The organism is Shewanella sp. 492, from assembly GCF_059338445.1.
This window is the reverse complement of record NZ_CM181702.1, coordinates 2,304,064-2,327,940: the sequence shown is the minus strand read 5'-3', so window position 1 is coordinate 2,327,940 and position 23,877 is coordinate 2,304,064. Positions and strand designations below refer to the sequence as shown.

Genomic DNA, 23,877 nt, shown 5'->3' with positions numbered 1-23,877 from the left:
CAAGGGCGCTGACGGTCGGTTACCTTATGATTTAGCTGAGTTACCAAAGTAATAACTTACCCTTTCTCTAGGGCTCAGATAATTGTGGATTTTTTCTGGCAAGGCTGATGGGGCAATACAGCGAACAATGGTTAAGCCTTCGGTCTCTAAATCGACGATAGGGGCTTGATCTTTCGGGACCTGCGCATCATAAACCAAAATTCTTGGAAATAATATTTTTTCTAAATTAACCGCCATCACTATGGCAAATTGTCCGCTAGACAGTTCGACAATACTGCCGGGTGGATAGATGCCGAGCATTTTGATCAACTTACCAATGGCGTCTTGATTAAGCTTTTGTTTATAGTTTTTATATATATAAGCCAACGCTGCATAAGGGGTTCGAGCCTTTATTTGACCATCGGGATGGCAGAGCTGATCATAAAGATTGATCGCCGCGACCAATTGCGTCGGTAGGCCTATGCCTTCTTGTTTTAGCCCACGTGGATAGCCTGAGCCATCTAAAAATTCATGGTGGTCACGTACGATGTCCATTGCGTTAGCAGGGAAGTTATCTGCTAACCTTAATAGTGCCACACCCATAGTAGGATGCTGTTTAATAAAATTAATTTCAGGTTGAGTCAGCGGAGTTTTCTTGCGCATTAATTGTGCAGGTACTTTCAGTTTGCCTATATCATGAAATAAGGCGCCGAGTCCGACCGCTTCAATATCTGCTCGTGACCATTGCAACTCTTTTGCGACCATCATAGAAAGTACTGCCACATTGAGCGAATGATGATAGATGCCGTCATCGTCTTTGGCATCGGCCATAAGGTGCAAGACTAAGTTATCTGAATTAAGTAGTTGCTCTGCTATATCACTCACTAGCTCTTGTGCATCATTAATGGCGTTGAGTGGGCGCAGTTGTAATTTGGTGATCAGGCTGCGCATCATGGCAACCGAGCGACCGAACTGTTGTTCAGTTTTTTGTAGATCGCGCCTGAGCCGTTGCAGGTATTCTATTCTGTTTAATTTATTTTGGTTCATCTGGGCACTTAGCACATCAAGCTTTTTGTTGGTTTTAGTGTCGTCGATTTTCTCCGTGACGACTTTGCTCAATGGCGGTACGCTGCTTTTATCTAAGTCGACAAATACAAATTCGATGCCTAAGTTTTTAATTAATTCTATCTGTGTGTTCTGTTTGAGTTTGAATGAGTTAAATAGAAAGGGATGCTCTTTCCATGAGACAGGTAATCGCACGAAATTGCCTGTTTGTAGTTGATTAACATTGACTTTACAGCTTTTGCTCATGTGATGATTAGTTTGCCTGAATGTGACCGGGTATTTTATATGAAGCGGATGACTTTACAATTCATTAGGCTATGTTGCAGTAAAGATGTAGGCAAAATATATTGAAACAGAGAATGTTATCACAGGAATGCGATAACAATGCTTCATCGTGCAATTCGGTAGTGATGCTTAGTTAGGCAAGAGGAAGCATGATAGTGATAACATTCCCTGAGTGACAATTTGGATTGTTACTCAGGGAATGTTTAATTACACCAGTGAATTTGTTGATTAGCGATTAAAGAGGGATGGTGATAATAAACTTGGCACCTTCAAGAGCTGATGTTTCAATTGCCATATGGCCATTATAGCTGATGACGATTTCATGACAGACAGCGAGGCCGATCCCTTGACCCGGTTTTTGCGTATCGGCGCGCACACCTCGCTCGATGATACGTTGGCGGATACTGTCAATAACGCCGGGGCCATCATCTTCAACGATCAACACAAACTCACCGTTGTCGCTGTAATAGGCACTCACCGTTACTTGGCTGATACACATCTTAAAGGCATTTTCCATTAAGTTGCCACATAACTCCATTAAGTCGCCTTTATCGCCAGGGAAAACCTGCTCTTTAGGGATGTTAGCGCTAAAGCTAATCTGTTTATCACGATAGACTTTAAACAGCATTTGCGCGAGTTGATCAACTAAAGGGGCGACGGGAGTTTGTTGCCGCTTAAGCCCTTTACGTCCAAGCATGGCACGCTTTAATTGATATTTTACTAGCTGATCCATTTGGCTAACTTGTTGCATGATCTTTTCGCTAGCGCTGTTTTTATCCAGGCTGGCATCATCGGTAATAGCATGTACTGCGGCCAAACGTGTTTTAAGGCTGTGGGCTAAGTCATTCATGGCATTTTGGTAACGTTCTTGCTGGGCGCTCGATTGCTGTAACAGTTGGTTGAGTGCTTGTGTCACGCCCTCAAGTTCGACCGGATAATCGTTCGATAATGCCTTGGCCTTACCACTGCTGACTTGTTGTAACTCGTTACGCAGGCGTACTAATGGCCGCATTCCCCAATAAGCAGCACTGATTAATAATACGAATGCTAAACCCAGTACCATGGCGAGGCGCCAATAGGTGCGTCGGCTGAACTTATCTAGTTCTTGCTCTAATTTTTGTGCATCTTTCATCACCAATAAGTTGTATTTATTTTTGGCGATTTCGACCGACAGTAAATAGACAAAGTAATTTTTATTATCAGCTAGGGTCAGGTAGTAAGGCGGGGCATCATGTCTAATATGGTTAAAGCGCTCGCAGGTATCGAATAAACCACGATCGGCAGCTAATGATGAGGTCCAAACTTGCGCGAATGCTTCATTACAACTAGCGATAATATAACGCTCGGGGGTGTTATTTTCTGTCAGCCATTGGCTGTCATCTGGGATCAGGTTGTTTTCTTTTAATTCTGCGGCGACTTTGGGGATCTCTGCGATCAACTGCGCCGTCTCTTCATTATAATTATTTTGAGCATAGAGAATATTAACCAGCCAAGCTAAGCCAAAGCCCACTAAAGCAATAATGGAGAGTGAGGTCAGGAATAACCGCGTCAGCAGGCGGCGTTTGAATTTGAACTTTAACTGCATACGAGATTAAACTTATAGCCTTGACCACGGATGGTGGCTATGGGGTTGTCTAAATCACTCTTAGCGAGTTTTTTTCGTAGGCGGCTGACCATCACTTCAATGGTATTTGGGTCGCCTTCTTTATCGCCATAAATCACATCCAAAAGGCGCTGCTTGGCGACAACCTCGTGACAATGGCGCATGAGGTATTCTAATATTTGATATTCAAATGCGGTCACCTCCATTGGCTCTCCATCGAGAGTGACTTGTTTAGCGGCTAAGTCTAATTGCAGTGGACCACTGGTAATTTGTGGTTTAACAAACCCAGCACTGCGGCGCACGAGTGCATCTAAGCGTGCGACCAACTCCTCTTTTTGAAACGGTTTAACCAGGTAGTCATCGGCGCCTGCATTTAAGCCCTCGACTTTATCTTGCCAGTTGACCCGTGCGGTCAAAATAAGGATAGGGGCTTTAAGCCCGGCCTGTCTTAAGGTGTGAATAAGGCTAATGCCATCTTGGTCGGGTAAGCCTAAATCGACAATGGCCACATCGATTGGATAATTGGTTGCTTGATAAAATCCCTCTTTGGCGGTGAGGGCCACTTGAACCTTATTGCCTAAATCACTCAGTTGTACATTGAGGTGATGGGATAAGATGGGATCATCTTCAACAATCAAAATTCTCATTCGCGTGGGCCTTAATGTTATGGGTGAGTTTATTTTAGTGTAACCACTTCTATTGCTCATGCTAATTGAGCTAAGCCGTTAAAGCCATTAGTTTATAACCGTTTAACTTAACCGTTGCTGACTTACCTTGCAGCGACTAACTTAATATTATCAATTGCCTTGGAGACTAAGCGTTTTATCACCTATGAATTTAGGCCACTAATGGTTAGAATCGCGTCAATATTGAATAATAGGACTATTCTATGCCTTGGCTTAACGCTGTTGTTATACTATTTGTGTGTTTATATTTACCGACAACATGGGCGACGGGCTTCACGTTTACCGCGATCCCTGATGAAGATGAAAGCCAATTACAGACCCGTTTCGATAAGGTTGCGCGCTACCTAGAAGCAGAGCTTGGGGTCGAGGTTAACTATATTCCGGTTAAGTCTTATGCCGCAGCCGTTACAGCCTTTCGAAATAATCAAGTGCAGTTAGCCTGGTTCGGTGGCTTGTCGGGTGTGCAAGCTAGGCGTTTAGTGCCTGGCTCGAAGGCTATTGCCCAAGGTTTTGAAGATCAATCGTTTAAAAGTTATTTTATTGCCCATCATTCAGTGCAGTTAATGCCATCGAACCATTTTCCTAATTTAAACGGTTACACTTTTACCTTTGGTTCTAAAGGTTCGACGTCGGGTCGATTGATGCCGCAATTTTATATTGAGCGCAATATGGGCAAAAAGGTCGCCGATATCTTTACTCGGGTAGGCTTTTCTGGCGATCACAGTCGGACTATTGTCCAGGTTGAAGCGGGGGCTTATCAGGTGGGCGCGGTCAATTATAAGGTGTGGCAAAGTGCGGTTGCGAATGGGCAAGTAGACACAGGTAAAGTGCGAGTCATCTGGGAAAGTCCCAGTTATCCCGATTATCAGTGGACGTTACGCGCAGGGGTTGATGAAACTTATGGTGCAGGTTTTGGCGACAAAGTAAAAATGGCACTGCTGAACATGGATCAACCTGACTTATTAGCGAGTTTTCCTCGGCAAGCTTTTGTCGCAGCCGATAATGAAGATTATGAGCCCATTGCCACAGTGGCGGTTGCCATTGGTTTATTAGATTAGGCTATGCTAACAATCAAAGATCTGTCGATAAGTTACGGCAATAAACGGGTGCTCGATAAGTTATCATTGACGCTTCACCCTAGCGAGAAACTGGCGATAGTCGGCGAGTCTGGTGCAGGAAAATCAACGCTACTTAACTATATTTATCAGCAGCTTAAAGATAAATCGGCTTTGTGTGCTCAATCACAAGGCCTAGTGGATGCCCTCAGTGTCTATCACAATGTTTATATGGGTGGGCTCGCGCGCCATCACTGGGTGTATAACATCGCCAACTTAGTGTGGCCGATGGCGACGCGGCAGGTTGAAGTGGACAAGCTTTGTCAGGCGTTATCGCTTGATGTGGCGTTAACGACTAAGGTATCTGCGTTATCTGGAGGCCAGCGTCAACGTGTCGGGTTAGCACGCGCCTTGTATCAGCAACAAGCGGTGTTTATAGGGGATGAAGCGTTTTCTGCGCTCGATCCTATGATGGCCAATCGATTGGTGGAGCAGGTGATAGCCCAGCACGATGCTGTCGTGATGGTGCTACATGATCGTTATCTGGCACTGAATCACTTCGACCGTATTATTGGCCTGCGTGATGGAAAAATTGCCTTGGATAGGCCGGCTAAACACTTGAACGAGCATGATCTGGCCGTTTTTTTTGATAATAGCTTAGACAGCGCCGCCACGGCGCGTTCACATGCCTAACCCGTTAAGCTTTATTGGCCCTTGGCAAGGTTTAACCTTAGCACTTTGGGCAATGGCTTTGGGCTGTAGCTATTTTGCCGATATTACCATTATCTCTCTCGATCCTTGGCATGAGCTATCTCGTATGCTGCTCGCCATGCTTACCCCAGATTTTTTCGCTACAGAATCAATTATTAACGCCTTATGGTTAACCGTTAGTTTTGCGCTGCTTGGTGTCAGCGTGGGGTTACTCTTAGGTTCGCCCTTGGTGTTGATCTATCATTTGCCTTGGGTGTCCGGTGTTTGCGCCATGGTGCGAGGCATTCATGAGATATTTTGGGCGTTACTGTTTTTACAACTGTTTGGCTTATCACCACTGACCGGAATACTGGCCATCGCCTTGCCCTATGGCGCGACTTTCGCCCGAGTGTTTCATGATATTTTACAACAATCACCTAGCACGACGCTCGAGAGCCTGCCTGCTAAGGTCGATAATATTAGCCGCTATTGTTACGGCAAAGTGGGACATGTTTATCCATTAATGCTGGCTTATATCCGCTATCGATTTGAGTGTGCACTGCGCAGCAGCGCAGTACTGGGTTTTATTGGCATGCCGACGCTAGGGTTTTATCTTGAAACTGCATTTAGTCAGGGAAATTATCAAGAAGGGGCGGCGCTGCTGATCTTATTTGTGCTGTTGATCGGTACCATTTCATGGTGGGCTCGTAGCCTGCTGTTGCCTTGGTACTTATTGGCGGCGCTGTTAACACTGCCGACAATAACCGTGTTAGATAGCCAATTAATTTGGCAATTTATTAGTTATGATCTACTACCCCCCGGGCTGCGCGGTATCGTTCATCACCAGATTGAGCTTAGCCAAGGGTGGTGGCAATTTAGCCGCTGGTGGCAGCAGCTAACCTTTGAGCAGGTGTTACCAGGGGTTGGTGCCACATTGGTGTTAGCCTTATGTGCATTAGGCGCAACCCAATTATTGGCGCTGGTTGGATTTTATATCGCTAGCGGTTATCGCGGCAGTCGTTGGAGTGCTGCGCTGGGGAGAGCTGTGCTATTGGTGCTGCGCTCGTTGCCTGAGTATTTATTGGCGTTCATTTTTATGTTGCTGCTTGGTCCCTCTATGTTGCCAGCCATCGCTGCACTGGCGCTGCATAATGGGGCCTTGATTACCTACTTAGTGGTAAGGCAAGAGGAGATACTTAAGCCCAGCGGTACCTATCAGCGGCGAGCCGATCATTTTGCTTTTGAGATCTTACCGCGCATCTATCCTAACTTGATGTCGTTGCTGTTTTATCGGTTTGAGGTGATATTAAGAGAGACAGCCATTTTTGGTGTATTAGGCGTAGCGACGTTGGGGTTTTATATCGATAGTGCCTTTGCCGAAATTCGCTATAGTAATTCACTGTATTTACTTATCATTACGGCGCTAATGAATGTTATTGTTGATCATAGCGCGCGGCGATTATTAGCCAATAGGCTACCCCAAGGGGTTAACCTAGGGGCACCATCTTGTGTGGCTTAGCGTTAAGGTTTCAGTAAAGGCTTTAGCTTTGCTAAAGCTTACGCTAAAACGCCGCGAGGCTTCTATGATGCTTTTAACTGTGATAAATCCGGTGTTGTAGATAGTAGTGGTGGTTCAGATGTCATATCACATTGATGTTTTACTTCCAGAAACCGTCAATCGGCTGAATCTGGCACAGGGCTAGTCGTTTGTGAGCTAGCCACCTGTGGATGAAGTGGTTATGTCGCCTAAAGGATATGCCCAGATTTATTGAGGATAACACCAAGCGAGTTAGAGGAAGTCGCTCGGTGTCTGTCTGCTCCAAATACGGCTATAGGCCATCAGCTGTGGATAGAAAGTCCGAAATGCAATTTCGATCTCGATATCCATTTTGATGACAGTGTCTACCGCGCCGTTAAAAATATCAGGTTTTGATACGCGCTTGGCAACCGAGGTTATCGCTCGATGTAATCCCTCTTGAGCTTGGTAGGCCACAAGCCAATTTTGCTGGCGCATGGCGGGAATAATATCAAGCAGCGTTTGGGGCAGGTGGGGCGTGCTTTCTAATGTTGTATAGGCGTGCTCTGCAAACTGGCTTAATGATTGGTTATGGTATTCATCCCAATATTTGGCCAGCATATGATCAAAGGCTAAATCGATTAATATCGGCGCAGCCCGTTGCAATTGCGCCGGGAACGCGGCGCGGAGCTCTTTGGTCAGCTCGTGACTGTCGGTAAGAGAATCAATCTGTCTGTGTAACCAAATACCTTGTTGTAATGGTTTTGGATGGTCAATGATATTGCCTTTAGCAAAGTCACCTGCCAAGTTGGCGCCCAGAGAAGTGTTACTGTTGTCTGCGAGATGAAGATGAGCCAAAAAGTTCATTTGATATGATGTATTTTCTTTGTTAAAGCAGGTTTTTCACGTTATCATGCCCGCTGGTGCTAAGGAACCTTTATTTTATGCAGAGTGAGCGTACGATGCAATCATAGGCAACTTAAGGATGTGCACCTAGTGAGTTTCCCTTCATATTAACGGTATCGGTTTTAAGGATCATGGATGATGATGTTGAACTGGTTTTCAAAGCTATTAAGTAAAAAGGAACAACCACAACGTAAGCGTGTACAGGTTGATATTCCAATAGAACAACACTGCTATCGTAAAGATTTTTTTTACATAAAAGCCAACCCTGTTGTCGTCAAAGAAGAGGACAGCATTAACTAGTGGGTTTGCCTTGATCTTCTCTGTGTCTGCCAATAGACTAGCGGCCGATTTATGTTAAACAGAGACTAACTATGCGTGTTGCCGATTTTTGTTTTGACCTACCTGATGAACTGATCGCTAGGTATCCTATGCCCGATCGCAGTAGTTCGCGTTTATTGACGCTCGATGGCACTAGTGGCGAGTTAGCCGATAAACAATTTACCGATATTTTACAGATGGTAAATCCTGGCGATCTCATGGTATTTAACAATACCCGAGTGATCCCCGCACGCCTATTTGGTCAAAAGCAAACCGGTGGCAAACTAGAGATATTGGTCGAGCGTATGCTCGATGATACACGCATTTTAGCCCATGTGCGCAGCTCTAAATCGCCCAAGCCCGGTAGCATAGTGTGCCTTGACGGCGGCTATGAAATGACCATGCTTGAGCGTCATGATACGCTGTTTGAACTTGTGCTTAACAGTGACAAGACCATTTTAGAGGTGCTCGAAGAAGTAGGGCATATGCCATTACCGCCTTATATCGATCGTCCAGACGAAGATACCGATAAAGAGCGCTACCAAACGGTTTACAATCAAAATCCAGGCGCGGTAGCAGCGCCCACCGCGGGATTGCATTTTGATGATGCCTTGCTTGCGGCTTTAAAGGATAAGGGCATCAATATCGCCTTTGTGACTTTACATGTCGGTGCTGGGACCTTCCAACCTGTGCGGGTGGATAATATCCTCGAACATAAAATGCACTCAGAGTGGGCTGAGGTTTCACAGCAAGTGGTTGATCAAATCACGGCCACCAAAGCGGCGGGTAACCGTGTGATAGCTGTAGGTACCACGTCAGTACGTTCACTGGAAAGTGCAGCCAAAGCCAGCCAAGGTGAACTGCAACCTTTTAGTAGTGATACTGATATCTTTATTTATCCAGGTTATGAGTTTCAAATTGTCGATGCGCTCGTCACCAATTTCCATCTGCCAGAGTCGACCTTGATCATGTTGATTAGTGCATTTGCTGGTTTCGACGAGGTAAAAAACGCCTATCAACACGCGATCGCTCAAAAATACCGCTTTTTTAGCTATGGCGATGCCATGTTTGTGACTAAAAAACCGAACACATAAGTGATTTTGCTTTAAAATACCTACCCACTATATAAGGTGGGTATTTTTTTATGTTTTTTCAGGTTAAGGGTTGATACTCAATTGTTTGCCCTTATCTCTATTGTTCATTAGTGTCTAAAACCATAGGCACAATATTGGTGTCAGACTGTTTCTCTGGCGAGGTAAATTATGAAATTTGAATTAGATACAACCGATGGTCGTGCACGTCGCGGTCGTTTAGTGTTCGAACGTGGCACGGTGGAAACGCCTGCGTTTATGCCTGTTGGCACTTACGGTACAGTGAAAGGAATGACACCAGAGGAAGTACGTGCTACTGGTGCCGATATTCTGCTGGGAAACACCTTTCACCTTTGGCTACGACCAGGCGAAGAGATCATGCGCAAGCATGGTGACTTACATGATTTTATGAACTGGCAACGCCCAATTCTGACCGATTCTGGCGGATTCCAAGTGTTCAGTCTGGGTGATATCCGTAAGATCACCGAAGAGGGGGTGCACTTCCGTTCGCCAATCAATGGTGAGAAGATTTTCCTCGATCCTGAAAAGTCGATGCAAATTCAAGACTCGCTTGGCAGTGATGTAGTGATGATTTTTGACGAATGTACGCCATATCCTGCAACAGAAGATGAAGCGCGTAAGTCAATGCAGATGTCCTTGCGTTGGGCTCAGCGTTCGCGCGATGAGTTCGATAGGCTGGAAAACCCCAATTCCCTCTTTGGTATTATCCAAGGCGGTGTATACGAAGATTTACGTGATGAAAGCCTAGATGGGCTAGTTAATATTGGTTTTGATGGTTATGCCATCGGTGGTTTAGCGGTTGGTGAGCCCAAGGAAGATATGCACCGTATTTTGGAGCATGTGTGTCCTAAAATTCCAACTGATAAGCCACGCTATTTGATGGGGGTCGGTAAGCCAGAAGATTTAGTTGAGGGCGTACGTCGCGGCGTAGATATGTTTGATTGTGTTATGCCAACACGTAATGCTCGTAACGGTCATCTGTTTACCAGTGAAGGCGTTATCAAGATCCGCAATGCGCGGCATCGTGATGACACTTCACCACTTGATGCTAAATGTGATTGTTATACCTGTAAGAATTACTCACGGGCATATCTGTACCATTTAGATCGTTGCAATGAAATCTTAGGAGCACGTTTAAATACCATCCATAACTTACGTTATTACCAAATGTTGATGGAAGGTTTGCGTGGCGCAATTGAGACAGGTACATTAGACGCCTTTGTTGAGGAGTTCTATACCAGTCAAGGTCGTGAAGTTCCTAAGTTATCCGATTAATACTTACAGCTAATAAGAAGAGAGAATTATGTTCATTTCAAATGCATATGCAAACGCAGCAGGCGCACCAGCAGGTGGTGGCACCATGGAATTGATTTTCATGTTGGTCATTTTCGGCTTGATTTTTTACTTTATGATTTTCCGCCCGCAATCCAAGCGCGTTAAAGAACATAAGAACCTAATGAGCTCATTGAGCAAAGGTGACGAAGTGTTAACCAGCGGCGGGATTTTAGGCAAGATCGCTAAAATCAGTGATGAAAATGATTACGTGTTACTCACCATCAATGAAACCAGCGAAATCACAATTAAAAAGGATTACATTGCGGCTGTTTTGCCTAAAGGGTCGATTAAGTCACTTTAAGTTGTAAATAAGTCACTTTAAGCCAAGAGGGCGATGGTGTGTTAAATAAATACCCAATGTGGAAAAACCTAATGGTGATGTTCATCATCGCCATAGGTGCTTTCTACGCAATACCAAATTTATTTGGTGAAGACCATGCAGTGCAAGTGGTCGCGACACGTGGTGCCGAAGTTAGCGTATCGACTCAGATACAGGTCAATGAGTTATTGTCGACAAAAGGCATTGAAGTTAAGCGCTCTGAACTTGAAAATGGTCAACTGTTAGTGCGTGTGGCGAATGCGGATCAACAATTACTCGCTAAAGAGGCCATTGCGGACTCACTCGGTGATAAGTATGTTGTCGCGCTCAACTTAGCCCCGGCAACGCCAAAGTGGTTAGAGTCACTGGGCGGTAGCCCAATGAAACTAGGCCTAGATTTGCGTGGTGGTGTGCACTTCTTAATGGAAGTGGACATGAGCGAAGCTATTCGTAAGATGACCGAGGCTAAAATCGCTGATTTTAGAACCGATCTTCGCAGCGAAAAAATTCGTTATGCCGGTATCCGTAATAGCGCTAAAGGTATTGAGATTAAATTCCGTGATGCCGATAGCCTTGCTAAAGCTGAACGTTTTCTCAAGACGCGCAGTAATGACATGGTGTTCAGCGATATCTCATCGAATGACAACTATTTGTTACTAGCAAACATGAGTGAAACTTACCTTAAGCAAATTAAGGAAGAAGCACTGCAGCAAAACATCACTACATTGCGTAATCGTGTTAACGAGTTGGGTGTGGCAGAACCTGTGGTTCAGCGCCAAGGGGCTGAACGCATCATCGTCGAATTACCTGGGGTGCAAGATACCGCGCGCGCCAAAGATATTTTAGGTGCAACGGCGTCAATTGAGTTCCATATGGTTGACGAAAAAGCCGATGCGGCTGCCATCGCAAGTGGGCGTATCTCTGCGGGATCACAAGTCTATAACCGTCGCCAAGGTGGTCAAGTGGTGCTGCAAAAAGCGGTCATGCTAACCGGTGATCATATTCAAGGTGCTCAACCGAGTTTTGATGAATACAGCCGTCCACAAGTGTCGATTAACCTCGATGCCAAAGGTGGCGCTATCTTCTCAAATGTGACCAAAGACAACATCGGTAAACCGATGGCGACCTTGTTCATAGAGTATAAAGATAACGGCGCGAAGAACCCTGATGGCAGCGTTAAGATGGACAAGATTGAGGAAGTGATCTCAGTGGCGACCATTCAAGCGCGTTTGGGACGTAACTTCGTCATTACCGGCCTAGACCACTCTGAAGCGCAAAACTTAGCCTTGCTACTGCGTGCTGGAGCCTTGATTGCTCCTGTATCGATTGTTGAAGAACGTACCATTGGTCCAAGCCTTGGTGCCGAAAACATCGAAAACGGTGTTCAGGCAATGGTATGGGGTATGGCTGTCGTACTTATCTTTATGTTGGTCTACTACCGTGGTTTTGGTTTGATTGCCAACCTCGCGTTAACGGCTAACCTAGTGATGGTGGTGGGCGTGATGTCGATGATCCCTGGCGCGGTGTTAACCCTGCCTGGTATTGCTGGTATGGTGTTAACCGTGGGTATGGCTGTTGACGGTAACGTGCTTATTTATGAGCGTATTCGTGAAGAACTTCGCGCGGGCCGCAGTGTGCAACAAGCGATACACGAAGGTTATGGTAATGCGTTTTCAACCATTGCCGATGCGAACATAACCACCTTTATGACAGCGTTAATTCTATTTGCCGTGGGTACCGGTGCCGTTAAAGGCTTTGCGGTGACACTGATGATAGGTATTGCCACGTCGATGTTTACCGCCATTGTCGGCACTCGCTCTATTGTGAATGCGATATGGGGTGGTAAGCGCGTGAAGAAACTGTCTATTTAAGGGGAAGTTGACTATGTTCCAGATTTTATCAATAAAAGGCACGATCAACTTCTTACGCCATGCGTTGCCGATCAGTATCTTGTCAATGATCTTAGTGGTAGGTTCATTGGCCTCGTTAACGTTTAAAGGCATTAACTGGGGGTTAGATTTTACTGGTGGTACAGTGGTTGAGATGGAGTTTTCTCAACCGATTGATCTTAACCAGTTACGCAGTGTGTTGACGTCAGATGCGACCGATGGTGCCGTGGTGCAGAACTTTGGTTCGAGCCGCGATGTGTTGGTACGTTTACCTGTGAAAGCGGATATCAAGAGTGATACGCAAGTGGAGCACGTGATGGAAGCCGCCAGTGCTATCGATCCTAGTGTGGTCCAAAAGCGCGTCGAGTTTGTCGGTCCGCAAGTGGGTAAGGAACTTGCTGAGCAAGGTGGGTTAGCGGTATTAGTGGCGCTGATCTGTATCCTTATTTATGTGTCATTTCGTTTCGAATGGCGTTTAGCCATGGGCTCGGTGGCCGCGCTGGCTCACGATGTGATTGTTACCTTAGGGGTATTTTCGTTATTGCAACTGGAATTCGACTTAACGGTGCTGGCGGGTTTACTCACAGTTGTCGGCTACTCACTTAACGATACCATTGTTGTGTTTGACCGTATTCGTGAGAATTTCCTCAAGATGCGTAAAGGTACCCCTGAAGAGATTGTCAATACCTCAATCACTCAAACTATGAGTCGTACCATTATTACTACTGGTACCACCTTGGTGGTTGTTGTGGCACTATTCCTTAAGGGGGGCACCATGATCCATGGCTTCGCGACAGCCTTGCTGATGGGGATTTTCGTGGGTACTTTTTCATCAATTTACGTGGCGAGTTTCCTTGCTGTGAAATTGGGGATCAACCGCGAACACATGATGCCTGTTGAGATTGAAAAAGAGGGTGCCGATCAAGATGCATTAATGCCTTAAACAAACAGAAGCATCAACGATAAACGTAATTTATCGTTCTGTTTTTAACAGTTTAATGTCATCAATCATGTTGTTGATGTAAAAAGCCACATTCTGTGGCTTTTTTTGCATCAAGATGTTGGTTTTTTGATCGCGTTTTTCTCGACAACCAGCCCTGATTGACGTTAGGATGTTGGCGGTTAATTGATTCGCCTAACCATTCGCTGTCTGAATTGTTGCAGTAGGAGAAAACACATGGAAGAACGTACTAGGTTAGTCGCCGGTGGCAACTTGTTACAAGCCCATAGTTGGAAAGGGATGCTCGAAGCTTGTGGTATAGAGGTTGAGCTGCGTGGTGAAGCGCTGCTAGGTGGCATTGGCGAACTGCCAACCGATCTGCAAGATGTTGAGCTTTGGGTTACCGAGTCACAATATGAGGCGGCCAGAGCACAGCTTGAAACTCTCAACACTGAGAGTCCACAATGGCAGTGCCTTAAGTGTCATGAGATGAATGAAGGCAGTTTTGAATTGTGTTGGCATTGCAGTGCCGAACGAAGTGAACGTTTGAGTTAATAAACTATCTTGCTGACTTGTGAATAAGCGATTTTAAGTGTTATCACTTATCTTGATTCACCTAAGTCATATTGGCTCTTTGCTTGCCGAGTAGAACTTACGTAGTTGCCATTGCAATAGGGCGTATGTTCTGCGTTTGTCACATCAGCTAAATGCTGGATGCTCTATTGTGCCAGTCGCCTTACTTGAGCGCTAATGCTATTATTTACTTACAATTATTCCCTCCGCTTTAGCTAAAGAGAGCGCTTCCTTATGCAGTATTTCCCTTTATTTGTTGATACTCAATCCCTGCGAGTTTTAATTATTGGCGCTGGCGAAGTGGCCAGTCGCAAATTGGATCTACTCAGTCGAACCTTAGCCGAAATTGAGGTGATTGCACCTGATATTTGTGATGAGGTGCGATCTTATGCCAGACAAGGTCGGATAAGACTACATCAGCGAGCGGCCAACACAGATGATATTGCCAATGTCGATCTGTTATATTTGGCAACTGCCAATGATGCGTTTAACCGTGATATGGCACTGCACGCGACCGTGAAGGGAATATGGGTCAATGTGGTTGATTCTCCCGGCTTATGCCGTTTTATTACCCCATCAATTGTCGATAGAGGTCGCCTGCTGGTGGCCATAAGCACAGCGGGTGCTGCGCCGGTGTTTGCCCGCGAGCTACGTTCACGTTTAGAAACTTGGTTGCCTAACTCCCTCAGTGAACTGTTTGATTTTATTGCCGAGAGGCGAGTTGAGGTGCAGCAACGTTTACCTGACTTTAGTCAGCGTAAGCTATTTTGGGAGCAGTTTTTTATCAGCAACGGCGATAAGTTTGATGCTGATACGCTTAGGCGCTATGACAATGCGTTTAGGCAGCTATCGAATGAGGGGGAGATTTTATTGATTGACGATCAAACCAAAGTTGAGCTGCTACCGATAGCCGCCATGCCTTTATTACAGCGAATAGACACACTTTGTAGCGATATTGCGCTGCCTAGCGATTTAGTTGAATTAGTCCGCCGTGATGCGTCGCGAGCGAGTATGCCTTCTCTGAGCGTTATCAATGCCCAGTATGCTAAAGGTGAGCGAGTGTTGCTGTTTGCGGAGGTGGCGACGATTTCAAGGCTGGTTGCTCATTTTCCCATGGCGAAGTGGCTGCGCGGTGGGTCGCTATAGCGCGATTGCAGCCATTTGCGCAGTATCGGCTGTGTGTTGCTTGGCGTAATTAAGGTAAACTAGCCGTATCATTCATAATTTTGATTAATATGGCCCCTAAAGCAACGGTTTATAAAGCCAATCTACAGATAGCTGATATGGATCGTGGATATTACCACGATCATAACCTTACCCTCGCGCAGCACCCGTCAGAAACCGATGCTCGTATGATGTTGCGCCTGCTGGCCTTTGCCCTTAATGCCAGCGATAGCTTGCAGTTTAGCAAAGGTTTATGTGTTGAAGATGAGCCGGAGTTGTGGCAAAAATCATTGAGCGACGAAATAGAGCTCTGGGTTGAGTTTGGTCAAAGTGATGAGAAATGGGTTCGAAAAGCCTGTGGCCGTTCAAAACAGGTGCAGTTGTTTGCTTACGGCGGACGCAGCGTACCGATATGGTGGCAACAAAATCAACAAGCGTTTGCACGTTATCAGAATTTAAAAGTGTGGAATATTCCCGAAGATGCGGTAAAAGCCATGGGTGAGCTGGTGAGTCGCAGCATGATAGTGCAATTTAATATTAGCGAAGGCGAAATTTGGATGTCTAATGATCGCGGTAGTGTGCAGATTATTCCCGAGGTGCTAAAAGACCAGGTGCTAAAAGAGTAGTGCTTGCTTATATTTGAGTGTTAAAAAAGCCAGTCTCCAGACTGGCTTTTTTACAGGTGTGCAAGGCGACTTATGCGTGGTTAAGCTTTTTCTACCAAAGATGTTTCATCCTCATCCTCGCCTTTACCTTTGGTGTTAACCATGATGAGCGCGGTGATGACGAGCGTTGACACTACACCAGCAATCGTAGATAGCATCATCGGTAGGCCTGCGCCTAAGGTTGCCGAGTTGAGCAGGAAGCTTATCACCACTGTGGTCATAAACATCGCTGGGACGGTACAGATCCAATGGAACTTATTGTGACGCAGTAAGTATGCAGATGCCGTCCATAACATCATCACTGCGGTTGTTTGGTTAGCCACACCAAAGTAGCGCCAAATCACCCCAAAATCGACTTGAGTTAAAATCGCGCCCATGATGAACAGTGGGATAGCCAACAATAGACGTTTAGGTAGCGCAGTTTGTGGTAGCTTAAAGAACTCGGCTAAAATCAAGCGGGCCGAACGAAACGCCGTATCGCCAGATGTGATAGGCAAAATAATGACACCTAAGATAGCCATAAAGCCACCCACAGCGCCCAACAAGCCAGTTGATGCTTCATATACTACGTTAGCGGGGTTACCTGCCATACCGGCATTGAGCCCTTCAACACCGCCGAAGAAAGATAAGGCGATAGCACACCAGATAAGTGCAATGATCCCTTCGCCTATCATGGCGCCGAAGAACACAAAGCGGCCGTTAGATTCATTTTCTACACAACGAGCCATTAGCGGTGACTGAGTCGCGTGGAAACCTGATATCGCACCGCAGGCAATAGTGATAAACAGGGCAGGCCACAGTGGCATGTCATTGGGATTAAGGTTGGTTAAAAAATCGCTTGCTTCAAAGCCAGGTAACAGAGAGTGTTCGCTCGACACGACTAGCGCTATGGTTAACCCTACAGACATGAACAGCAATAAGGCGCCGAAGAAAGGATATAGGCGACCGATAATTTTATCTACTGGGACAATGGTTGCGATTAAATAGTAAGTAAAAATAATCCCTACGAAGATGCTAATATCCCAGCCGGTTAACTTGCCGAGCAAACCAGCAGGCGCAGAAATAAACACCACACCGACCAGCAAGAGTAGGATGATGGCAAAAATATTCATAAAATGTTTGGCACTTTTGCCCAGGTATTTACCGGCAAGATTAGGTACCGACTGGCCATTATTTCTTACCGAGAGCATGCCTGAAAAATAATCGTGGACTGCACCAGCAAAAATACAGCCGAGCACAATCCATAACATGGCGGCAGGGCCATAAAGTGCACCTAAGATAGGGCCAAAGATAGGCCCAACACCGGCAATATTAAGCAGTTGGATAAGGTAGACCTTACCTTTAGACATGGGGACAAAATCTACCCCGTCGGTTTGGGTAAAGGCGGGCGTTTGACGCGCCTCATTTATGCCGAAGACTTTTTCAACAAATTTACCGTAGATGAAGTATCCGCCAATTAGCAGGCCGACACACATTAGAAACCACATCATAATCTATACCCCCAGTGAAAAACACGCAGAGTGTATCGCCTGTGAGAGAGAATAAAATCGACATTTAGGTGAGTGGTCGTATCAAGCGATTAAGCGGTTATTTAAGGCGGTTAACGGTTTGGCTACTGGGCGAGCACAAGCCCCTGCGCGTCGAGTCATTCGTGTAAATGGGAGCCTAGGAGCTAATCAATGAAAGCCAAATAGCTGTTTTAGTGGTTTTAAAAATCGCCGTGATACAGGTATCGTTTTGCCTGAATGGGTAATAACATCAGCGCCATTTTCCTGCATCACAATTTCACTGATAGCGTGGGGCGCAACAAGATACTGCTTGTGACAACGTATTAGCGCTGTCTTCTCTTCGAGTACTTTAAGGGTGAGATGCGTATGCACCTGCTCATTGGCGGTGGTAACATGGATGCCGCTTAAATCGCTGAACGCGTATTCGACATCTCTGATGTTAATCACTTTGAGGCGATTGCCGCAATAACAGGGCACATGTTCCAGTGTTGTGGGTAAAATGGCGCTCAGTGAGGGTTGGGGCAAATCTTTACGTAGACGATGAATGCTGGTCTGCAAGCGAGCTGCATCAATGGGCTTAAGCAGATAGTCAAAAGCATGATTGTCAAAAGCTTGAATTGCATATTCATCATAGGCGGTGACAAATACTACTCGGGGCATAGTATCAGGATCCAGCATGGCAACCATTTCAAGGCCAGTAATTTTGGGTATCTGAATGTCTAAAAAAATCAAATCAGGCTTTAATTTGCTAATCGATTGTATCGCCTCAATGGCATTAGCACATTGGCCGATCACCTCAATATCGTCATAGACGTTGAGTAACTCTTGTAATGCATCGCGGGCAAAGGGCTCATCGTCAATAATTAAACAGCGGATCACTTTGACTGTCCTATTGGGCTGGTGGTTAACGGTAAGGTAATGGTTATTTGCGTATATTCATCGCGGCTCGATGTTATCGTGACGCCAAAGCTATTGCCAAACAGATTTTGAATGCGTTTATGCACAATCGACATGCCCAGGCCTGAGTTATCTGTCTGCTGCGTTGTGTCATATAATCCTGCGTTATCGGTGACTTGCAAAATTAATTGGTCGTTGTCGGCTCGTCCACTTACCCTTATCTCACCAGGCTCAATAAGGTGAGATGTACCATGTTTAACGGCATTTTCGATAATGGGCTGTAGGGTAAATGCGGGCAATTTATGATGATGCAACGAGGCTGGAATATCGATCTCGACACTTAATTTATCGAAAAAGCGCGCTTTTTCTATCATAAGGTAGGCGTCGATATGTTCGAGTTCATCCGTTAGGGTGACCAGGTCTGTGGTGCGTTTTAAGTTGATGCGTAAAAATTGGGCTAAGTGTTGGATCAGTTGGCGCGCCATTACTGGATCACGGCCAATAATGGCAGCGATGGTGTTTAAGGCGTTAAACAAAAAGTGAGGATTGACCTGAGCTTGCAGTAGTTTTAGTTCTGATTGTGTCAATAAATTCTGCTGTTGTTCGTAGCGGCCATATAGGATTTGATTAGACATTAATCGTGCAATACCTTCGCCCAATGTCTTGTTAATATTTAAAAATAGTTTGTTTTTGGGTTCATATAACTTAATCGTGCCGATCACTTCTGACTCACATCGCAGCGGGATCACTAGGCTTGAACCTAAGCGGCATTGATTAGAGATTGAACAGGCATAACGCGTTTCCACTCCATCGGCAAACATGACACAATTTTGCTCGATTGCATCTTGGGTGATTTTCGATGAAATGGGGGTGCCAGGAATGTGATGATCATCGCCGATGCCGATAAAGGCCAGCAGTTTTTCTCGGTCGGTAATGGCTACGGCGCCAACATGGGTTTCTTCAATAATGATCTGCGCAACTTTAGTGCTACTCTCTTGATCGAAGCCTCTGGATAACCCCCCAACGCTGCGCTCGGCAATTCTGAGCGCTTTAGTCGAAAATGCCGATGATAGCTTATCGAACATGGTTTTTTGGTCGCGCACCATACTCATAAACAGCGCGGCGCCGATTGAATTAACCAGCAGCATGGGAAGTGCAATCTGTTTGACCAGTTCAACCGCATCATCAAAGGGCTGTGCTACGGCGAGAATAATCCCCATCTGCATCATTTCGGCTGAAAAGGTCACTAAGCAAACGAGCAGGGGAGTATAAACCAATTCACTCCTGTCTAATTTACGTAGATATAAACCGACGAGCCCGGCTGAAAAGCCTTCTAATGTGGTTGAGATGGCACAGGCCAGATCGGTAAAGCCGCCCAAGCTGTAACGATGCAACCCCCCCGTTAAACCAATCAAAAAACCAGTAACCGGGCCGCCGAGTAAGCCGCCTAATACCGCGCCCATGGCACGGGTGTTGGCAATGGCATCGTTTGTCTGCTCACCAAAGTAGGTGGCCAAAATACAAAAGCCTGAAAAGATAAAGTAGATGTAGATTTTATGGGGTAAGCGGGTCGCGGTTTCGGCAAACAGCTTAAATAGCGGTGTTTTACTCAGTAAGTAAACGATCACTAGATATAAACACATCTGTTGGGTTAACAATAAAATGAGCGGCATAAAAACAGATGTTCCTATAACGGCATGAGCCAAGCCATCGGCAGAGTGGTGTAATGGGACTCTTGAGCATAGCACTAGCCCTTAAGGGACCACAACTGTTCACTTTGCGCTATAGCGCATGGTTTTAATATCAATAATAAGTTATAACATGCGTATTAATTAAATCTTTATTGAGGTTACGATGTCAGACTCGATTCATGGTCATCAAGTGATGCAACTTATGCTGTCTTTAGGCGGCGCTATATCGAAAACAGAACTTATGAAATTAATGGCGACTCAGTTTGGTGAACAGGCAAAATATCATACGTGCTCGGCGACAGAGATGTCGGCTGAGCAATTGATTGCTTTTTTAGAACGTAAAGGTAAGTTTATTGAGTCAGCAATGGGAATTGAGACCGCAGTCGATAAAATTTGTCATCATTAGCCTTTAAAGTGTTTGGGCCGCGACAGTATACGCGGCCCTATCACATCACTAACGCTTCGCTAGTTAATCTTGGTTTTCATCAATAAGCAGCTCTATGGCTTGTGGTGACTTGTCGGCAAAATCTTTAATCATCATCCGGATAAGTCGAGACTTGGCTATTTTATTGTCTCTGGCCAATTGATTAAGCTGTGCAATACAACTTTCAGTGAGCGTGAAAGTGGCGTGGCGAAAAATTTTACTCGATTGCTTCTTAAGGCTAACCGTCTGCTTGGCTTTATGTTTCTTCTTGGTACGCTGGGATAGGCTGGGTTGGCCAAATGCATAATTGTTGGCATCTTCGATAAACTCTTCAATCGAGAGTGATTTTCGCGGCTTAGGCTTACGCCGCTTCAGATCAGTTAAGCTCATAAGAATTTTCAGGTGGTATGGCGAGTAGTTCATCGCTAATAGCACGTATTTCGATGGCGGCTTTACCGCCGGGCTCTATTTCGAGTACCGATGAGCCTTGCTCTTCGCTATCGTCGTAGATATTGCGGCTGAAAGTGACAGCGTTTAATGCCCTTAGTCCGAAGGATTCGACCACCTCTTTGGCTTCTAAGATGCGCTTATACTGATTAGGCAGTGAAGGGCATTGAGTTATGACTACCGCAGCGACCATTTTGGGGTTAACCATTTTACAGGTACTGAGCATATCTTCCATGTGGGGTAGGGTTTTGAGGTCGCGGCGTTTCGGTCGCAGTGGCAATAACACATAGTTGGCTACCGACATGGCGGCGCGCATGGCGAGGTTGTCTTGGCCGCCACAATCGACAATGACATAATCGAAGCGTTGGTCTAGTCCGAGTAAGTCATTACGGATCTTACCGTATAATTGAATACAGTTAATGGGTGGAAGACTAGGGTCTTCATTACGAGCTTGGATCCAATCTGAAGTGGTGCGCTGTGGGTCACAATCGACCATTAACACATTCGCGTTATGTTTTTGAGTGATATGAACAGCAATGTTTTGCGCCATACAGCTTTTACCCGCGCCTCCTTTCTCACCGCCTACAAGCAAAATCATGTCTGTGTCTCCCTCAAATAGAGCATTGCGTGACTTAACCATTAAGTCAGTGTGTTAGTATAAATTAGCGTTATCTGTTTTTTTGAAAATATATAATTAGCTATTGAGATACCTAAATAATTTGTAGTGCAATACGAAATTTCTCGCCATCTTGTTGCTGGCAGCGGCACACTTGTGCCTTAATTTGGTTTTGTTTATCGGTATTGGCATTAAACGTGATATCGAGTAATTCACCTAAGGTAAAAGATTGATGATACTCGATGAGTACACCTCGACGGGAAAGATCCACACATAAAGCATCGTCGCACCTAATCTCGCCATTGGTGTCTGTCCAGGTAATCTTAATTCGCTCAGACTCCATATCAACTCGAAGTGACTTACGACGTTCATCAAGCTCTTGCTGCAGGTTCATTGATTTTCCTTGTTGTGTTTGAATAGTCCTAATGGCTTAAAGCTAGCATAGTTTTGATGTCAGCACATAGTTAAACAAACGGCGCTAGAAAGCGCCGTTATAGTTTGATAAGCAAGAATATTAAAGGTCATCACTATTACGTGGATAAGGCAATTTGAGTTGTCCCCAACGGATCACTATTACCGTGCCAGCCAGAACGAAAGTCGAAACAGCAATCGCAATAATACGCCAGTCATCCATGCTTTTCATATCCAAGATCAAGTAGCGAGCTAATGCCACAATGGCAATATACAGTGGCATTCGTACCGGTAGTTTTCCCGACTCAGCATAATTAGCCACCATGGCGAGTACTTCGAGATAGATAAACAGCAGTAGCAGATCTTCTAGTGCGACTTTGCGCATAATTATGATATGCACCACTTCTTGACCTATCGCGACCATAGTGGCAATAGCGATTATGATTAAGACGAAGTATTCAACCGCCTTGATACTTTTTGAACCATAGCGAACATAAAGCTTTCCCATAAACAACTCTCATTAGTGTTTTTATAGATGGTATCAACAATTGTGTATTGCGCTAGCAGATGTTTGTGATTTTATTCACAAATTGATCTATTGGTATAGTCATGCTGTGTTGTATTTTAGAATTTAGCCAATGTATTAAGCGATAAAACAGTGTGTTAAATGGCGGTATATAGCTTTTACTTGCTTAAACGGATATGTGCGTAGCAAAGGAGCATGCATCAATCATGTATCTGGTATGTTAGCCTGTCTCGCGTGGGAAGGTGTTATCTTGGAAATGTAAAAAAAACCGCCCTTATTGGGGCGGTTTAGTATTTAAGCTATCACACATTATTAAGCTGAAATATGCAGGCGATTAACGCTTGAGTGCTTCACTAAGTAATGGGCGGAAACTTTTAACCAGTAATCCGGTCGCTTTAGGCGTACCAGCAATGATGTTGCCTGAATTCATATATCCATGGTTACCGGTGAAGTCAGTAACGGTACCACCGGCTTCACGCACGATAAGATCGCCAGCAGCGATATCCCATGGTTTAAGACCGATCTCAAAAAACGCATCCATACGGCCAGCAGCTACATACGCTAGATCTAAAGCCGCTGAGCCCGCACGGCGCAAATCGGCGCACATGCTGAAGGTTTCAGCAAATAGCTTCATGTAAGTTTCAGAGTGTTGTTTGGCTTTGAATGGGAAACCAGTAGCAATAATTGTTTCATTCAAGTCGTTAGTTTTACTTACGCGTAAACGGAAATCGTTTAACTTTGCGCCTTTACCACGCACTGCGGTAAATAGCTCGTCACGTACAGGATCGTAAACTACGGCGACTTCGGTTTTACCTTTGTATTGTACGGCAATCGATACCGAGAAATGAGGGATGCCTCTAACAAAGTTGTTAGTGCCATCCAAGGGATCAACAATCCACATATAGTCTTTATTGTCGCCCTTATTCTCGCCACCTTCTTCGGCAACGATAGTATGGTCTGGGTATGACTTGCGAATCTGATATGTAATGGCCGCTTCTGCTTCTTTATCCACGTTAGTTACGTAGTCATTGATACCTTTTGCGCTAATTTCTACACGGTCAAGTTCGGTGTAGGCGCGCATAATCGTTTGGCCGGCAGCGCGAGCGGCGCGCACAGCAATAGTCTGCATCGGATGCATTACAATCCCCTGGATGTTAAAGAACAGATATAAATAATCGGCGCACATTATACGAGATTTTACGGTTATATCAAATAGAGATTTTTATATAAAGGATCTGACTTCGCTGTGATACCATC

The 23,877-nt window shown here is 45.2% G+C and carries 25 protein-coding genes; 13 read left to right on the top strand and 12 right to left on the bottom strand.

Annotated elements, in window-relative coordinates:
• Positions 1-24: 24 nt before the first annotated feature.
• From AC5YBX_RS10475 to AC5YBX_RS10465, 3 genes are all read right to left on the bottom strand, one after another.
• Positions 25-1,290: a cyclic di-GMP phosphodiesterase gene (locus AC5YBX_RS10475; RefSeq protein ID WP_494518901.1), complete on the bottom strand. Its 1,266-nt coding sequence runs from the start codon at positions 1,288-1,290 to the stop codon at positions 25-27.
• A gap of 274 nt (positions 1,291-1,564) precedes the next feature.
• The gene (locus tag AC5YBX_RS10470) at positions 1,565-2,914 is read right to left on the bottom strand and encodes an ATP-binding protein (RefSeq protein ID WP_494518902.1); all 1,350 of its coding nucleotides are present in this window, start codon (positions 2,912-2,914) and stop codon (positions 1,565-1,567) included.
• Positions 2,905-3,579 carry a response regulator gene (locus AC5YBX_RS10465; RefSeq protein WP_494518903.1) on the bottom strand — a complete coding sequence of 225 codons (675 nt, stop codon included), beginning with the start codon at positions 3,577-3,579 and terminating at the stop codon, positions 2,905-2,907. The genes AC5YBX_RS10470 and AC5YBX_RS10465 overlap by 10 nt, the downstream gene beginning before the upstream one ends.
• 242 nt (positions 3,580-3,821) lie before the next feature.
• Between AC5YBX_RS10465 and AC5YBX_RS10460 the strand changes: the two genes are divergently transcribed.
• Genes AC5YBX_RS10460 through AC5YBX_RS10450 form a run of 3 tightly spaced genes read left to right on the top strand, consistent with a single transcriptional unit; the run spans position 3,822 to position 6,882 of the window.
• Positions 3,822-4,676: a putative selenate ABC transporter substrate-binding protein gene (locus tag AC5YBX_RS10460; protein WP_494518904.1), complete on the top strand. Its 855-nt coding sequence runs from the start codon at positions 3,822-3,824 to the stop codon at positions 4,674-4,676.
• Between the two features lie 3 nt (positions 4,677-4,679).
• Positions 4,680-5,366, top strand: coding sequence for an ATP-binding cassette domain-containing protein (locus tag AC5YBX_RS10455; RefSeq protein ID WP_494518905.1), 687 nt, complete (start codon positions 4,680-4,682; stop codon positions 5,364-5,366).
• Positions 5,359-6,882 (top strand): PhnE/PtxC family ABC transporter permease, encoded by a 1,524-nt coding sequence (locus AC5YBX_RS10450; RefSeq protein ID WP_494523628.1) that lies wholly within the window; start codon positions 5,359-5,361, stop codon positions 6,880-6,882. Before AC5YBX_RS10455 ends, AC5YBX_RS10450 begins: the two co-directional genes overlap by 8 nt.
• Before the next feature lie 270 nt (positions 6,883-7,152).
• Here the strand turns inward: AC5YBX_RS10450 and AC5YBX_RS10445 are convergent, their stop codons facing one another.
• Positions 7,153-7,746: an acyl carrier protein phosphodiesterase gene (locus tag AC5YBX_RS10445; protein ID WP_494518907.1), complete on the bottom strand. Its 594-nt coding sequence runs from the start codon at positions 7,744-7,746 to the stop codon at positions 7,153-7,155.
• A 174-nt stretch (positions 7,747-7,920) separates the two neighbouring features.
• Between AC5YBX_RS10445 and AC5YBX_RS10440 the strand changes: the two genes are divergently transcribed.
• The 9 genes from AC5YBX_RS10440 (at position 7,921) to AC5YBX_RS10400 (ending at position 16,061) form a co-directional block, all read left to right on the top strand.
• Positions 7,921-8,085 carry a hypothetical protein gene (locus AC5YBX_RS10440; protein WP_494523627.1) on the top strand — a complete coding sequence of 55 codons (165 nt, stop codon included), beginning with the start codon at positions 7,921-7,923 and terminating at the stop codon, positions 8,083-8,085.
• A 71-nt stretch (positions 8,086-8,156) separates the two neighbouring features.
• Positions 8,157-9,197, top strand: a complete 1,041-nt coding sequence (gene queA / locus AC5YBX_RS10435) for a tRNA preQ1(34) S-adenosylmethionine ribosyltransferase-isomerase QueA (RefSeq protein WP_494523626.1) — start codon at positions 8,157-8,159, stop codon at positions 9,195-9,197.
• A gap of 168 nt (positions 9,198-9,365) precedes the next feature.
• Positions 9,366-10,490, top strand: coding sequence for a tRNA guanosine(34) transglycosylase Tgt (gene tgt / locus AC5YBX_RS10430; protein ID WP_494518909.1), 1,125 nt, complete (start codon positions 9,366-9,368; stop codon positions 10,488-10,490).
• A gap of 28 nt (positions 10,491-10,518) precedes the next feature.
• Positions 10,519-10,851: a preprotein translocase subunit YajC gene (yajC, locus tag AC5YBX_RS10425; protein ID WP_028773077.1), complete on the top strand. Its 333-nt coding sequence runs from the start codon at positions 10,519-10,521 to the stop codon at positions 10,849-10,851.
• Between the two features lie 38 nt (positions 10,852-10,889).
• Entirely contained in the window at positions 10,890-12,740 is a 1,851-nt protein-coding gene (gene secD / locus AC5YBX_RS10420) for a protein translocase subunit SecD (RefSeq protein WP_475514189.1), read from the top strand.
• Between the two features lie 13 nt (positions 12,741-12,753).
• Positions 12,754-13,701 carry a protein translocase subunit SecF gene (gene secF / locus AC5YBX_RS10415; protein WP_494523625.1) on the top strand — a complete coding sequence of 316 codons (948 nt, stop codon included), beginning with the start codon at positions 12,754-12,756 and terminating at the stop codon, positions 13,699-13,701.
• A 234-nt stretch (positions 13,702-13,935) separates the two neighbouring features.
• Positions 13,936-14,253 (top strand): putative signal transducing protein, encoded by a 318-nt coding sequence (locus AC5YBX_RS10410; RefSeq protein WP_494518911.1) that lies wholly within the window; start codon positions 13,936-13,938, stop codon positions 14,251-14,253.
• A 252-nt stretch (positions 14,254-14,505) separates the two neighbouring features.
• Positions 14,506-15,417: a precorrin-2 dehydrogenase/sirohydrochlorin ferrochelatase family protein gene (locus AC5YBX_RS10405; RefSeq protein WP_494518912.1), complete on the top strand. Its 912-nt coding sequence runs from the start codon at positions 14,506-14,508 to the stop codon at positions 15,415-15,417.
• 89 nt (positions 15,418-15,506) lie between these two features.
• Positions 15,507-16,061 carry a YaeQ family protein gene (locus AC5YBX_RS10400; protein ID WP_494518913.1) on the top strand — a complete coding sequence of 185 codons (555 nt, stop codon included), beginning with the start codon at positions 15,507-15,509 and terminating at the stop codon, positions 16,059-16,061.
• Between the two features lie 80 nt (positions 16,062-16,141).
• Here AC5YBX_RS10400 and AC5YBX_RS10395 read toward each other — a convergent pair whose 3' ends face one another.
• The 3 genes from AC5YBX_RS10395 to AC5YBX_RS10385 all read right to left on the bottom strand — a co-directional run bounded on the left by AC5YBX_RS10395 (position 16,142) and on the right by AC5YBX_RS10385 (position 20,178).
• Positions 16,142-17,590 carry a carbon starvation CstA family protein gene (locus AC5YBX_RS10395; RefSeq protein WP_494518914.1) on the bottom strand — a complete coding sequence of 483 codons (1,449 nt, stop codon included), beginning with the start codon at positions 17,588-17,590 and terminating at the stop codon, positions 16,142-16,144.
• Positions 17,591-17,776: 186 nt separating this feature from the next.
• Complete coding sequence (gene btsR / locus AC5YBX_RS10390) at positions 17,777-18,487, bottom strand: two-component system response regulator BtsR (RefSeq protein ID WP_494518915.1); 711 nt, start codon at positions 18,485-18,487, stop codon at positions 17,777-17,779.
• Positions 18,484-20,178, bottom strand: a complete 1,695-nt coding sequence (locus tag AC5YBX_RS10385; RefSeq protein WP_494523624.1) for a LytS/YhcK type 5TM receptor domain-containing protein — start codon at positions 20,176-20,178, stop codon at positions 18,484-18,486. The genes btsR and AC5YBX_RS10385 overlap by 4 nt, the downstream gene beginning before the upstream one ends.
• A gap of 181 nt (positions 20,179-20,359) precedes the next feature.
• On the opposite strand from AC5YBX_RS10385, the gene AC5YBX_RS10380 reads away from it, so the two are divergent.
• Positions 20,360-20,602 carry a YecH family metal-binding protein gene (locus AC5YBX_RS10380; protein WP_494523623.1) on the top strand — a complete coding sequence of 81 codons (243 nt, stop codon included), beginning with the start codon at positions 20,360-20,362 and terminating at the stop codon, positions 20,600-20,602.
• A gap of 63 nt (positions 20,603-20,665) precedes the next feature.
• On the opposite strand, the gene AC5YBX_RS10375 is transcribed toward AC5YBX_RS10380, so the two are convergent.
• From AC5YBX_RS10375 to suhB, 5 genes are all read right to left on the bottom strand, one after another.
• Positions 20,666-21,010, bottom strand: coding sequence for a replication protein RepA (locus tag AC5YBX_RS10375; RefSeq protein ID WP_494518918.1), 345 nt, complete (start codon positions 21,008-21,010; stop codon positions 20,666-20,668).
• Positions 20,997-21,665, bottom strand: a complete 669-nt coding sequence (locus AC5YBX_RS10370; RefSeq protein WP_494518919.1) for an AAA family ATPase — start codon at positions 21,663-21,665, stop codon at positions 20,997-20,999. Before AC5YBX_RS10370 ends, AC5YBX_RS10375 begins: the two co-directional genes overlap by 14 nt.
• 112 nt (positions 21,666-21,777) lie before the next feature.
• Complete coding sequence (locus tag AC5YBX_RS10365; protein ID WP_494523622.1) at positions 21,778-22,077, bottom strand: PilZ domain-containing protein; 300 nt, start codon at positions 22,075-22,077, stop codon at positions 21,778-21,780.
• 120 nt (positions 22,078-22,197) lie between these two features.
• Positions 22,198-22,602, bottom strand: a complete 405-nt coding sequence (locus AC5YBX_RS10360; RefSeq protein WP_494518921.1) for a phosphate-starvation-inducible protein PsiE — start codon at positions 22,600-22,602, stop codon at positions 22,198-22,200.
• 352 nt (positions 22,603-22,954) lie between these two features.
• The gene (gene suhB, locus AC5YBX_RS10355) at positions 22,955-23,758 is read right to left on the bottom strand and encodes an inositol-1-monophosphatase (protein ID WP_475514177.1); all 804 of its coding nucleotides are present in this window, start codon (positions 23,756-23,758) and stop codon (positions 22,955-22,957) included.
• Between the last annotated feature and the right edge of the window lie 119 nt (positions 23,759-23,877).